Raw genomic sequence first — 12,628 nt, 5'->3', positions numbered from 1 at the left:
GGTGCTGTACGCCGAGGACGTGCGCGCCCTGCCGGCGCTGGATGACCCGATGGCCTACGACCCGTTCGCGGCCGAAAGCATCACCGATCCGGCGATACTCGAGCAGATGGGCTGGCGCCGCCTCGACAACCCCTCGAAAGAGAGCCTGTTCGGGGGCGACATCGATGACGACGGCCAGCTCACGCTGGTGGGCGTGGACGGCGCCATCGTGCACGGCGACCTGGAATCCGGCGAGCTGCACCTGATCGAAAGCCCGACGGCAGAGCCGCTATCCGACGTGATCCGGCGCGGCGACGACCTGCTTCTCAGCGGCCGCACCGGCCTGCATACCGGCGGCCTGACCCGCAAACGCTAGGGCGTGTTCACACCGGGACGGGCCCGCGCCTCGCGGGCCTCTTCCAGCAGCCGCACGCGGCCGCGGTGGGCGGCCAGGATGTAATTGTCGATCACCTGATCCTGGCGCTTGGCCCGTTCCACGATGAGCATCTGCGCGGCCCGGAGGTTGCGATCCGCAATCTGCGACAGCGCCTGCTGCATCACCCGCGTGCCATAGGGATCGGCCTGGGCCAGGGCCCCCTGCAGAAAACGCAGTTCCTGGTAATTGCGCTGCAACTGGCGGAAGCGTGACTCGGCCACGGTATGCCGCAGCCAGGCGGTCGGCGGCAGCTCGCCGTACTCGTCGCGGGCCAGGGCGGCCGCGTACTCGCCCCGTTGCAGATCCTGGACAAGGCGGTCGAGCCGGCGCCGCTGGTCGGTGAGCCAGTCGACGGCGGCCTCGTAATCCGCCACCGCCCCCTGATGGTCGCCGGTACGGGCCAGCGTGTAGGCCCGCGCCACCCGGGCTTCCTGCACCGCCGGCTCCAGCGGGTGCCGTTCGAGCAGCGCATTCCAGGCCGACATCGCCCGCGCCGCGGCTTCCTCGGGTTTGACTTCACTGGCGCCGAACACGAACGGCCCGAAACGGATACCCCCGGTTTCGCGCGGCGGCTCGCCATCGCCGGCGAGCGGCGCCAGCTCGCTCCAGCCGAAACCCGCCAGCGCCCGGCTGGTATGCGGCCCACGCCAGGGCAGCCGGGCAAAGGTCCGGCGCGCCCGCTCGCCGTCGCCGGCACGCAGATACTCGTAACCCAGCGCCAGATTCGCCTTGTCACGCAGCTTGCCGTCGTCGGCACGGCCGAGACGGTCGAGCAGCTTGCGTCCGGCCTCGTCGTCGCCGCGGCGGATCAGCGCCACCGCCAGGTTGAAATGCACATGCGGCGCCTCGTCCAGCGACCAGTCGACCGCCTGCAGCGCTCCCACCGCGCGGTCGTTGTCGCCCAGGGCCAGCAGGCACCGGCCGCGCAGCTCCTCCCAGTCGTTGCGATGGACCGGGGTAAGCCGGTCGCGATGATTTTCCAGAATGGCCAGCGCCGCTTCGACGTGCCGATGACGATACTCCAGCGCCGCCAGATCGATGGCGGCGCCGGTGACCGCCACCGTCGGCTCTTCCGCCTCGGCGGCATCGGCCAGCGCCCGGTAGGCCTGATCCCGCATGCCCAGGTCGATGTAGCCACTGGCCAGCAGCGTGTGGAAACCGGCGGGCAGCGATTCCGCGGTCGTGACCGACGCGGAAATTTCCAGCAGGAACAGCAGCGCGGCCAGCGGCCTGTCGGTGGCCTGCAGCAGGCGCACCATGCCCAGACGGGCATCATCCGGATCGCTCTGCCAGGCGACGCCGCCGGCAGTGGGATCGCGCGCGTCGCGCACGGTGTGCCCCGGCAGCACCGGCACCGTCAGCAGCTTGCCGCGGTCGGTCTTGTCGAAATTCAGGCGGTACGAGCCGGACACCGGATCACCGTCCGCGCCGGTGCGGCCGCGGTAGCGCACTTCCAGCGTGTTCACCCCGGGGGCGGCGGTATCGCGAGCGATGGCGTGGGTTGTCTCGGGCTGATCGCGCAGGGCCCGGGCCTCGGCATCGCTGTAGTCATGTTCGGCGATCCGGTTGCCATTGAGCCGGACTTCGGCGTGTTCCAGCAGGAAATCGGCCATGTGCACATCGAGGAAGACGCGCACCCGCTGATCGGGCGGGAAGCGCTCGCGCAACACCTGCCCCTGGAGGTCGGACAACCGCTGCACCGCGATGCTCTTGAAGTGGTTGGACCGCTTGAGCGCGTCGTCGGCCGGGTCCGCAGCGGCGATGCTGGGCAACGCGAACATCGTGGCCAGCAGTGCGACCCTGCACCGCGGCGACATCACGCGGGCCATGAAGGGCGGTTATTCGGCTTGAAGGTCGTCGCGCTGCGCCAGCGGCTGCTGCGGCACCCGACGCAGGGCCTCGGGGTCGTAACCGAGGGCGGCCACCCGCTGGACAAGGTCGTCGTAGACCGGCCCGGCAACCTCCGGCGTGCGCGCCATGATCCAGACCCAGTCCCGCTCCGAGCGGGCGACGATGGTGGTCTCGTAGTCCGGATCCACATAGCTGATGGTGTACTCCATCTGCAGGGGCCAGAAGAATTCCATGCCCCACACCGCGTTATTGGTTTCGGCCAGCGGATGGCCGGTTGGTTCCATGGTGACCAGCTCGCCATCGAAGCCGCCCTCGCGATAGGTGAAGCGGGTTGCCACCCGCCCGTCGTCGGTCAGGGTGTAGCGTTCGATGCTGTTGTAGGAGTTGCGGGTGCGATCCGGCGGAATGTGGGCGATGACATACCAGGCACCCATGTAGCGCTCGATATCCACCGACCCTTCACGGGGGAAGGTATCGGGCGGCATCACGCTGCAGGCGGACAACAAGGCTACAATGCCCGCGGTAACAACGGCGAACACGTTCTGACGCATGCGATTTCCTCTTGATGGCAGCGGGAATACGGCGTGAACCACCGTACGGTTGCATTGCCACACACCCACTCAGCCCATAACTCTACATCATGGTCACCATTACCCTGCTCGGCGCCACCTTCGGGTGGATGATCGCCGGATTCCCCGGCCTGATCATCGGCGCCATCCTCGGCGTCTGGGGCGGCCGAGCCGTCAAGCTGACGCTGGCCAGCGGCCAGATCGGCCGCGTGCGCACCCGGTTCCTGGAAGCGACATTCGCGGTGATGGGGGCAATGTGCAAGGCCGACGGCCAGGTCACCAGCGACGAGATCGACATGGCGGAGACCATGTTCGATAAGCTGCGCCTGTCCGGCGCCGATCGCGAGGCCGCCAAGGCGGCATTCAACCGCGGCAAGACGCCCGAATTCGATCTGGACGCCGAGGTCGCGGCCTTCGCGACAGAGGCCCGCGGCCAGCGGCCGCTGCTGCAGATGTTCCTGCAGGTGCAGTTGTCGGCGATCGCGGCGGACGGCCACATCGATCCGGCCGAGCAGGAGATGCTGCGGCGGGTGGCCCGCGGGCTGGGGCTGTCGGAAGCCGAACTGGCGCGGCTGGAGGCGATGCTCGGCGGCGCCGGCAGCGGCGGCGTCCCCAGCCAGGCGTCGCTGGAACAGGCCTACGAGGTACTCGGCGTCGATCCGGACGCCAGCGATGCCGAGGTCAAGAAGGCCTATCGCCGGCTGATGAGCCAGAACCACCCGGACAAGCTGGCGGCCAAGGGGCTGCCCGAAAGCATGCGGGAGATGGCGGAACAGAAGACCCGCGAGATCACCAACGCCTACGAGCGCATCAGCGAAGCGCGGGCCTGAATCAGGGCGGCCGTATCAAGGGCCGCCCCGATCCCAATCGACCGGCCCGGTTAGAGCAGATCGATCGCCATGTAGAGAATCAGCAGCAGCTGGATGATGAAGAACGTGGCCCGGATCAGCACCAGCAGGAACGAGGTGCCGATCAGATGCGCCACGCTCTGCCCGATGCGGGCATAGAGCACATACGCCCCCAGGGCATTGGCCAGTGCCATCTCGCCCATGGCCGAGGCCACCAGCACCACGCCCGCAAACAGGGCGAAGTTCTCCACGCAGTTGAGATGCGCATCCTTGGCCCGCTGCAGAATCGCCGGATCATCCGACGGCCGGCCCCGGCCCCAGTGATCGGCGCTCTTCTGGCCGGTGAGCACCAGCGGAATGCGGTAGCCGGCGTAGACCAGCGTCAACGCCACCATCCAGATCAGGTACAGAAGTACCGCGGTAAATGCTGTCATCGTCTCCCCCTCTTCTTACTTGTTGGTTGTTGCCGCGACGCGGTGCCGCGGCATGTTCATCATACCCGGCCGGGTACGGGGCGCAACGCCTGCCCGGCCACCCTGGAACGGTCCGACGTCAGGCGGACCACGGCGAGTCCCAGCGCTCGACCACCGCCTGCTCCATCGGCGGAAACTTCTGAATCGAATCCAGCATGGTGGCATCGGTGGCCGGCGCTTCGCCGTCGCCGATGCGGAAGAGGTTCATGTAGAACCAGCCGAGATGCCCGAAGGTGTTGGCCGTGAGCCGCGTGGCCTCGTCCAGGTCCGGCAGTTGCTCCGGGCCGACCGGCTGTAGCTGGTCCTCGAAGCGGGGCAGCGAATCCGCACTGCCGTCGAGCAGGCGCGCGGTGCAGGACGGGTCGCCCACCAGCGGCCGGCCGATGCCGATCAGATCCAGTTCCCCGGCGGCCAGCGCCGCATTCATGGCCTGCGCGGTGCGGAAACCACCGGTGACCATCAGGGGCCGCTGCCAGACCTCGCGGGCATCGCGGGCAAAATCGAGAAAATAGGCTTCCCGCTGGCGCGTGCTTTCGCGCACCGGCCGGCCGTTGGCGTCCTTGTCGCCGAACAGCAGCACCGGATCCTCGTAGTTGCCGCCGGACAGTTCCACCAGATCCACGCCCAGATCGTCGAGCATGCGCAGCACCTCGCGCGAATCCTCGGGGCTGAAGCCGCCCTTCTGGAAATCGGCGGAGTTGAGCTTGACCGCAATGGGGTAGGCCGGCCCCACCGCCTTGCGTACCCGGGTGATGATCTCGGTCAGCAGGCGGGCTCGGTTTTCCAGCGAGCCGCCCCAGCGGTCGTTGCGCTGGTTGGTCAGCGGCGACAGGAACTCGCTGAGCAGATAGCCGTGCGCCGCATGCACCTGAATGCCGCCGAATCCGCAGGCTCTGGCGGTTTCGGCCGCATGGACGAAACGTTCGATCACGTCGGCGATATCGTCCTCGGTGGCCGCCCGCGGCGTATTGAACTCCGCCCCCGGCATGTGCACGGCACTGGCCGACGGCGCCAGCGGCTCGGCGCAGATGGGCGCCGGTGACTGGCGCCCGGCGTGGCTGATCTGGGCCCAGAAATGCGTGCCGTTCTGGCTGCCGGCGGCGGCCATGGCCTTGAGTTCGTCCAGGCCGCCGTTGCCGTCAACCGCCACGTTGCCGGCGCGTTCGAGATAGCGCCGGTCGACATGGATGTTGCCGGACAGGGCCATGCCGACATGGCTGGCCGCCCAGTAGTTGTAAAGATTGATGTGCCGCTCGGTGGCGCGGTTGCGCGGATCGGCCAGGCCCTCGGTCATCGCGGCCTTGGCCAGGCGGTTGGGCAACTCGACCCCGCAGGGCAGCGTGATCGGATCGGTAATGCGGGTCATCGGCGCGAGGCTCCTTTCATTGAGCAAGACGGAAAGCGCCGCCGACGCCCGTAGACGCCGGCGGCGCGAGTCGCTTGCCGGGTGCTAGGCCGCGAGCGCCCGGCGAATGGCGCCGGCCGCCTGGTCCACCGCCTGGCGCGAGGCCTCCAGCGCACCGCCCATCATGAAGAAGCCGTGGGCCACGGCCGGGTAGTCGGCCAGCACCACGTGCACGCCCGCCTCATTCATCTTCTCGGCGTAGGCGATACCTTCGTCGTGCAGCGGGTCGAAACCGGCCACCAGCACCAGCGCCGGCGGCAGATCCGCCAGTTTGCCGTGGTTGAGCGGGTCGGCGCGGAAATCCACCGGCTCGCTGGCGCCGTCCAAGTAGTGCTTGCGGAAATAGTCCATGGCGCGATTGGTCAGCAGGTGGCCCTCGCCGTACTTGTCGTAGGAGGGGAAGCCGCCGGTCTTGGTCTGGGTAACCGGGTACACCAGCGCCTGATAGCTGACCTTGGGCCCGTTGTTGTCCCGCGCCATCATGGCGCAGACCGTAGCCAGGTTGCCGCCCGCGCTGTCGCCGGACACCGCGATGCGGCCGGCGTCGGCGCCGATCTCGCCGGCATTGGCGGCAGCCCATTCCAGCGCGGCGTAGCAGTCCTCCACCGCCGCCGGATACGGGTGCTCCGGCGCCAGCCGGTAGTCCACCGCAATGGTCACGCAGCCGGCCTTCTCCGCCAGATTGCTGGCCACGCCGTTGTAGGCATCCAGGTCGCCGATCACCCAGCCACCGCCGTGGAAATACATCAGGATCGGATGCGGCCCGCTGCCCTTCGGCTTGTAGATGCGGATGGCCAGATCACCGCCCGGGCCGGGGATGGTGCGGTTGTCCACGTCCACGTCGCCCTGCGGCAGGTCGACGCTGGTAACGAAGTCCCGGAAAAAGGCCCGGCACTCGGGGGGTTCCAGATCGGAAAAATCGGGGGCGCCCTGATCGGCGGCCATCTGCATCACGGCTTCGAGCTGTTTGTCGAGCATCGCGTGGTCTCCTCCTCGGTTGATGCCGCAACGCCGATCGGGCGGCATTGCGTTTATTTGGAATTGCAGGCTGACACCGTTTACCCACGGCCGCCAGCGCCGCTGCCTAGCGTGGCGGCTGGCTGCCGGCAAAACCCCACCCGTCCGGGCAGGTGGCCACGGCTTTCGGCACAATACCGGTACAACCACGACAAACGAGAATCGCCATGCCGCGTCAACGCGTTGTGTTCAAGAAACAATACTCCCAGCCGCCGGATCAGGTCTTCCCGCTGTTCGCCGATCACCACCGCTTCGGCAAGCTGCTGGGCGCCCCGATCAAGCGCATCAAGGATGCCCCGGCCGGCACCGACCCCAACGGCGTGGGCTCGGTACGCCGCATCGCGGGCGGCCCGTTCGCGTTCGAGGAGACGGTGCTGACCGCCGAGCCGCTGGAACTGATCGAGTACACCGTCAGCCGCGGGGGCCCGATCAAGAACCACCTCGGCCGCATCGAGTTCCGCCCCACCAAGAGCGGCGGCACCGCGCTGCACTACACCATCGAGTTCGAGGGCCGCATCCCCGGTTCCGGCAAGCTGATTGCCGGCGTGCTCCGGACCCTGATCGGCCGCGCGCTGGACCGGGTGCCGAACCAGACGGCCGCCGGCTGACACGCAATTCGCCCCCGCCCCGGCCGGGTAGCCCCGGCCCGGGACGGAGGTTGTATAGTGCAGCAGGGGTGACGCGTACCCGGCCAACCAGTAAATAAGGCCGGGACGGATTTGCGACACCAGGAGGAGACACGTCGATGCAGACCCCTTTGACCCCGCTGGACTTCGCGCGCCGCGCGCGCCGGCTGTATGGCGACCGCGAGGCGGTGGTGGACGGCGACCGGCGTTTCACCTACCGCGAGTTCCTCGACCGCTGTGACCGCGCCTCGACCATGTTCCAGTCGCTGGGCGTGGCCTTCGGCGACCGGGTGGCCTATATCGCCCCCAACACCCACGCCCACCTCGAGGGCTACTACGCCGTGCCCCAGATCGGCGCCGTGCTGGTGCCGATCAACTACCGCCTGTCGGCCGCCGAGTTCGCGTACATCATCGACCACAGCGGTGCGACCGTGGTGTGCGTGCATCCCGACTACATCGACATGGTCGACGGCATCCGCGACCAGATTCCCGGCGTCAGGCACTTCATCGCGCTGGAAGGCGAGGCCGAGGGCTGGCAACAGTACGAGGCGCTGATCGCCGACGCCTCCCCGGATTTCGACGCGCCGGAGATCGACGAGAACGATCTGATCACCATCAACTACACCAGCGGCACCACCTCCCGGCCCAAGGGGGTGATGATCACCCACCGCAACGCCTGGGTGAACGCCGTGGGCACGCTGGCCCATCACAACCTCGGCACCCGCGACCGGTATCTGTGGACGCTGCCGATGTTCCACGCCAACGGCTGGACCTTCGTATGGCTGATCACCGCCTGTGGCGCCGCGCACGTGTGCCTGCGCCAGGTGGCGCCGCCGGAAATCTTCCATTTGATGGCCGCCGAGCGCATCAGCATGTTCTGCGCCGCCCCCACGGTACTGATCGGCATCGCCAACGCGCCGAAGGAGTTGCGCGACAACGCCCCGAAGGGCATCCGGCTGTTCACCGCCGGCGCCCCGCCGGCCGCCGCCACCATCGAGCGGGTGGAAAACGAACTGGGCTGGGAACTGACCCAGGTCTACGGCCTGACCGAAACCGCCCCGTTCATCACCATCTGCGAGCCGCGCCCGGAACATGACGACCTGTCCGCCGCCGATCGCGCCACGCTCAAGGCCCGCCAGGGGGTGGAACTGATGACCTCCGGCGATCTGCGGGTGGTGGATGACGACGGCAATGAGGTCCCCTGGGACGGCCAGACCCTGGGCCAGATCACGGTGCGGGGCAACGTGGTGATGAAGGGCTACTACAACGACCCCGAAGCCACCGAACAGGCCATCCGTAACGGCTATTTCCATTCCGGCGACGCCGCGGTGGTGCACCCGGACGGTTACGTCGAAATCCGCGACCGCATCAAGGACGTGATCATCAGCGGCGGCGAGAATATCTCCTCGGTGGAGGTCGAGGGCGTGCTGCTGCGTCACCCGGCGGTGCAGGAAGCCGCCGTGGTGGGCATGCCACACGAAAAATGGGGCGAGTCCCCCCACGCCTTCATCATCCGGCAGCCCGACGCCGAGGTCACCGAGGACGAGCTGCGTCAGTTCGTGCGCGACAACCTCGCCCACTTCAAGACGCCGCAGTGGTTCTCGTTCGTCGACGAACTGCCCAAGACCGCCACCGGCAAGATTCAGAAATTCGTCCTCAGAAAGGGACAGGCGGGCATCAACCAGCAATAGCGATCAAGCCGCAATAACAGGCCATACCAAGAGCCAGACGCGAGGAGGAGAAACCCGATGGACAAGAACAGACTCGACGCCCTGCTGGGCGGGGCTGCCGAGGCCGGCAAGGTACCGGGCGTGGTGGCGATGGCCGCCGATGCCGACGGCGTCACCTACACCGGCGCCTTTGGCGAACGGGAACTCGGCGGCGGCACCGCGATGACCGAGGACACGGTCTTCCTGCTCGCGTCCATGACCAAGGCGGTGGGCGCCACCGCGGCCATGCAGCTGGTGGAAAAGGGTGATCTCACCCTGGACGGCGCGGCCAGCGAACTGCTGCCCGAACTCGCCGAAATCCGGGTGCTGGACGGCTTCGAGGGCGACCAGCCGCGGCTGCGCCGCCCGCGCAGCACGGTGACGCTGCGTAACCTGCTGACCCACACCTCCGGCTTCGGCTACGAGATCTGGAATGCCGACCTGGCCCGTTACCAGGAACAGAAGGGCATCCCGGGCATCTTCAGCGGCCAGCGCGCGGCGCTGCAGGTACCGCTGATGTCGGACCCCGGCACCCGCTGGGAATACGGCACCGGTATCGACTGGGTCGGCCGGCTGGTGGAAGCCGCGTCCGGCCAGCGGCTGGGCCACTACTTCCGCGAGCACATCTTCCAGCCGCTGGGCATGACCGACACCGCCTTCACCATGTCGGACGACGCCCGTGCCCGGCTGGCCACCATCCACGCCCGCACCCCGGACGGCCAGCTCGCGCCGCACCCGCTGGTGCTGGAACAGGACCCGGAACAGCAGATGTCCGGCCACGGCCTCTACGGCACTGCCGGCGATTACCTGCGCTTCACCCGCGCCATCCTCAACGGCGGCGAACTCGACGGGAAGCGCATCCTGCAGGCCAAGACGGTGGACCTGATGCGCCAGAACCATATCGGCGATCTCGAGGTCCCGGCGATCGAGAGCATCGACCCCACCCTGTCCAACAATGTCGAGCTGTATCCCGGCATGTCCAAGAAGTGGGGCCTGAGCTTCCTGATCAATACCGAGGAAACCCCCGAGGGGCGTGCCGCGGGCAGTCTCGCCTGGGCGGGTCTGGCCAACAGCTACTACTGGATCGACCACGACAAGGGCGTAACCGGCGTGTACTTCACCCAGATCCTGCCGTTCTTCGATCCGGAGTCCGCGCCGCTGTTCCAGGCCTTCGAACAGGCCGTCTACAACGGATAGTCATCCCATGGGCGACAGGCTGGACCAGCTGCGGGCCGAAATCCCGATGAATGTGGACGTTCAGCGCTTCTTCGACGGGCTGGACGAGGGCGACCGCGAGCAGCTCGCCGGGCTGATCGGCGAGGCGGTGGCACGGCAGGAAGCCCGCATCGACGAGGCCGGCGAAGACGCGCTGCGGCTGGTGCCGCGGGCCTTCCGCGGGCCGGTCAAGAAACTGCTGTTCGGTGACCACGACTGATGCCGCGCCTGGCCGTTCGCGCCGAACTGCAGAAGCTGGCGCGGCTGCTCGATACCGATGCCGCGGCGCTGGATTTTCTCGCCGGCAAGCCGGCCGCCGACCTGCGGCAGATGCGCGAGGGCGTGGCCGAGGCCATGTTCAAGCGCCACAGCAGCAGCTTCCGGCTGCTGGCCAGCCTGAGCGGCCTGCTGCCCGCGGGAATCACGGCGCGCATCGCCCACATGGCGCTGGGTGCATTCCTGGCCGGCCGGGTCACCGGCGAGATGACCCCGAAACGGGCCGTGGCCATCGCCCGCAAGCTGCCCACCGACTTCCTGGCCGAGACCTCGCTCTACATCGAGCCGGAACGGGCGAAGCCGGTGCTGGCCGCGATGCCGGTCGACATGATCGAGAAGGTGGCGGTCATCCTGGTGGGCCAGCGCGAATTCATCACCATGGGCCGCTTCGTCGGGGCGGTGTCCGAGGCCGCCCTGTTCCGGGTGATCGACCGGCTGGACGATGAAGCCCTGCTGCACATCGGCTTCTATGTGGAGGACGCCGGCCGGCTGGACCGGATCCTGGAATATCTGGACGACGATCGCCTGCGCGGCGTGATAGCCACCGCCACGGAACAGGACCTCTGGCCGGAAGCCCTGGCCCTGGTGCAACTGGTGGGCGACGAGCAGAAGGGCCGGCTCGGCGATCTGGTGGCTGACGAGGACGAGGCGGTACTGGACTCACTGGTGCATGTGGCCCAGGAACAGTCGCTGTGGCCGGAGGTGCTGGTGGCGGTCGGCAGCATGCAGGCGGCCAATCGCCAGCGGGTGGTGAACCTGCCCTCGGTGACCGACCCTGCGGTGCTCAACGCGCTGATCGAGGCCGCCTACCGGCAGGCCCTGTGGCCGGTGGTGGTACCGCTGCTGGCGATGATGACCGACGACGCCCGCACCGCCGCGGTGGAGGCCGCGCTGGCCCAGCCGGACGAGGTCTGGCGGGCCTGGCTAGATGCCGCGGCCGAGCCCGATCTGCTGCCCGATGCGGTGTCCGTATTCAGCGGGCTGCCGGCAGGACTGCGGGACGAGGTGGCCGGGCATGTGGCACAGCGGGCCGGCGAGCCGGATGCCGGACGCCTGGCCGAACTGGCCGCCTCGCTGGACCTGGGGCGTACCCGCTGACACTCGCGGCGCGTGTTGCCCCTTGAGACGGCCGCCGGCGAACACATATTCGTAACCTGATCCAAATCGGAAATTCGTCATGTCGGCATCTGCGGAAACCGTTGAAACCCCCGGCGCGGTGCACGCCACGCTGACCTTCATGGTCAAGCAGGACACGCGGCCGTATGTGCGTACCGAAGCCCTGACCGGCGACCCCGAACCCCACTACGTGGCCGCCATGGCCGATCACCAGGTGCCGATTCGCGACGCCTGGCCCGAGGCCGACGCCTTGTCGCTGGACCGGGAGGGCATCGCCTGCCGCCACCATCCGGTGGAGGTCGCCGACTTCTACGACGATGCCGAGGTAAGCGCACGCTACTACCCCGACGTGATCGCGTTGATCCGCGAGGTCACCGGCGCCAGCCGGGTGGAAATCTTCGACCACACCCGGCGGCGGGACGGCGGCGGCGATGATCGGGCCAAGCAGCCGGCCAGCCGCGTGCACAACGACTACACCGACTGGTCCGGCGAACAGCGCGTGCGCGACGTGCTGGGCGCCGAGGAAGCCGCCCGGCTGCAGGGCGTGCCGTTCGCCCAGATCAACGTCTGGCGTTCCATCGCCGGCCCGGTCAAGCGTTCGCCGCTGGCCCTGCTCGACGCCACCAGCCTGGACCCGGGCGATCTGATCGGCACCGACATGCATTACCCCGACCGCGTCGGGGAGATCTACCACCTGGCGTATAATCCGGCGCAGCGGTGGCTGTACTTCCCGGACATCGGTCCCGACTCGGCGATCCTGATCAAGGGCTTCGATTCGCGCCGGGACGGCCGGGCCCGGTACACGCCGCACGGTGCATTCAGCGATCCGCGCACCCGGCCCGAGCATCCGGCGCGGGAGAGCATCGAGGTTCGCACCCTCGCCTTCTTCGAGTAAGTGAGTATCGCCTTGCGACCCGTGCCGATTGCGCGTGCCTGCCACGCCCGCGACGGCCCCTAGCAAGCGGGTTGTCACCGCGCCGGTCCCTTGAAGCCGGCGCGTGCGGTCCCATCGCATGGGCCGCATCCACCAGTCGCCCTCTCGGGGGAGGGGCCATTCGACGGCCACTTGCGTGGCTCGCCGCCCGGCGCGCAGCCATCGAGTCACCGT

At 68.1% G+C, this 12,628-nt stretch carries 13 protein-coding genes; 8 read left to right on the top strand and 5 right to left on the bottom strand.

The genetic code is table 11. The features are described from left to right. A partial coding sequence (locus RM531_RS01955) for a hypothetical protein (RefSeq protein ID WP_311656876.1) occupies positions 1-355 on the top strand: 355 nt, incomplete at its 5' end. On the opposite strand, the gene RM531_RS01950 is transcribed toward RM531_RS01955, so the two are convergent. Both RM531_RS01950 and RM531_RS01945 read right to left on the bottom strand, forming a co-directional pair. Next, positions 352-2,244 carry a tetratricopeptide repeat protein gene (locus RM531_RS01950; RefSeq protein ID WP_311656875.1) on the bottom strand — a complete coding sequence of 631 codons (1,893 nt, stop codon included), beginning with the start codon at positions 2,242-2,244 and terminating at the stop codon, positions 352-354. The two genes, RM531_RS01955 and RM531_RS01950, sit on opposite strands and share 4 nt — an antisense overlap. Before the next feature lie 9 nt (positions 2,245-2,253). After that, positions 2,254-2,817 (bottom strand): lipocalin family protein, encoded by a 564-nt coding sequence (locus RM531_RS01945; protein ID WP_311656873.1) that lies wholly within the window; start codon positions 2,815-2,817, stop codon positions 2,254-2,256. Positions 2,818-2,906: 89 nt separating this feature from the next. Here RM531_RS01945 and djlA point away from each other — a divergent pair, with 89 nt between their 5' ends. Further along, on the top strand, positions 2,907-3,665 hold the full coding sequence (gene djlA, locus RM531_RS01940) for a co-chaperone DjlA (protein WP_311656872.1): 759 nt from the start codon (positions 2,907-2,909) through the stop codon (positions 3,663-3,665). Positions 3,666-3,715: 50 nt separating this feature from the next. On the opposite strand, the gene RM531_RS01935 is transcribed toward djlA, so the two are convergent. The 3 genes from RM531_RS01935 to RM531_RS01925 all read right to left on the bottom strand — a co-directional run bounded on the left by RM531_RS01935 (position 3,716) and on the right by RM531_RS01925 (position 6,539). Continuing rightward, the gene (locus RM531_RS01935; RefSeq protein ID WP_311656871.1) at positions 3,716-4,117 is read right to left on the bottom strand and encodes an MAPEG family protein; all 402 of its coding nucleotides are present in this window, start codon (positions 4,115-4,117) and stop codon (positions 3,716-3,718) included. Between the two features lie 118 nt (positions 4,118-4,235). Continuing rightward, positions 4,236-5,522: an NADH:flavin oxidoreductase/NADH oxidase family protein gene (locus RM531_RS01930; RefSeq protein WP_311656870.1), complete on the bottom strand. Its 1,287-nt coding sequence runs from the start codon at positions 5,520-5,522 to the stop codon at positions 4,236-4,238. An 84-nt stretch (positions 5,523-5,606) separates the two neighbouring features. Further along, positions 5,607-6,539 carry an alpha/beta hydrolase gene (locus tag RM531_RS01925; RefSeq protein WP_311656869.1) on the bottom strand — a complete coding sequence of 311 codons (933 nt, stop codon included), beginning with the start codon at positions 6,537-6,539 and terminating at the stop codon, positions 5,607-5,609. 206 nt (positions 6,540-6,745) lie between these two features. Here RM531_RS01925 and RM531_RS01920 point away from each other — a divergent pair, with 206 nt between their 5' ends. The 6 genes from RM531_RS01920 to RM531_RS01895 all read left to right on the top strand — a co-directional run bounded on the left by RM531_RS01920 (position 6,746) and on the right by RM531_RS01895 (position 12,415). Further along, positions 6,746-7,186 carry an SRPBCC family protein gene (locus RM531_RS01920; protein WP_311656868.1) on the top strand — a complete coding sequence of 147 codons (441 nt, stop codon included), beginning with the start codon at positions 6,746-6,748 and terminating at the stop codon, positions 7,184-7,186. Between the two features lie 137 nt (positions 7,187-7,323). Beyond that, positions 7,324-8,895, top strand: a complete 1,572-nt coding sequence (locus RM531_RS01915) for a long-chain-fatty-acid--CoA ligase (protein ID WP_311656866.1) — start codon at positions 7,324-7,326, stop codon at positions 8,893-8,895. A 57-nt stretch (positions 8,896-8,952) separates the two neighbouring features. Further along, positions 8,953-10,110 (top strand): serine hydrolase domain-containing protein, encoded by a 1,158-nt coding sequence (locus tag RM531_RS01910; protein WP_311656865.1) that lies wholly within the window; start codon positions 8,953-8,955, stop codon positions 10,108-10,110. Positions 10,111-10,117: 7 nt separating this feature from the next. Then, entirely contained in the window at positions 10,118-10,348 is a 231-nt protein-coding gene (locus RM531_RS01905; RefSeq protein WP_311656864.1) for a hypothetical protein, read from the top strand. After that, the gene (locus tag RM531_RS01900) at positions 10,348-11,502 is read left to right on the top strand and encodes a hypothetical protein (protein ID WP_311656863.1); all 1,155 of its coding nucleotides are present in this window, start codon (positions 10,348-10,350) and stop codon (positions 11,500-11,502) included. Before RM531_RS01905 ends, RM531_RS01900 begins: the two co-directional genes overlap by 1 nt. A gap of 79 nt (positions 11,503-11,581) precedes the next feature. Continuing rightward, entirely contained in the window at positions 11,582-12,415 is an 834-nt protein-coding gene (locus RM531_RS01895) for a CmcJ/NvfI family oxidoreductase (protein ID WP_311656862.1), read from the top strand. Positions 12,416-12,628 lie beyond the last annotated feature (213 nt).

The sequence above is a fragment of the Spectribacter acetivorans genome (genome assembly GCF_031846305.1).
GTDB lineage: Bacteria > Pseudomonadota > Gammaproteobacteria > Nevskiales > Salinisphaeraceae > Spectribacter > Spectribacter acetivorans.
This window is presented reverse-complemented; position numbering and strand designations above follow the sequence as displayed.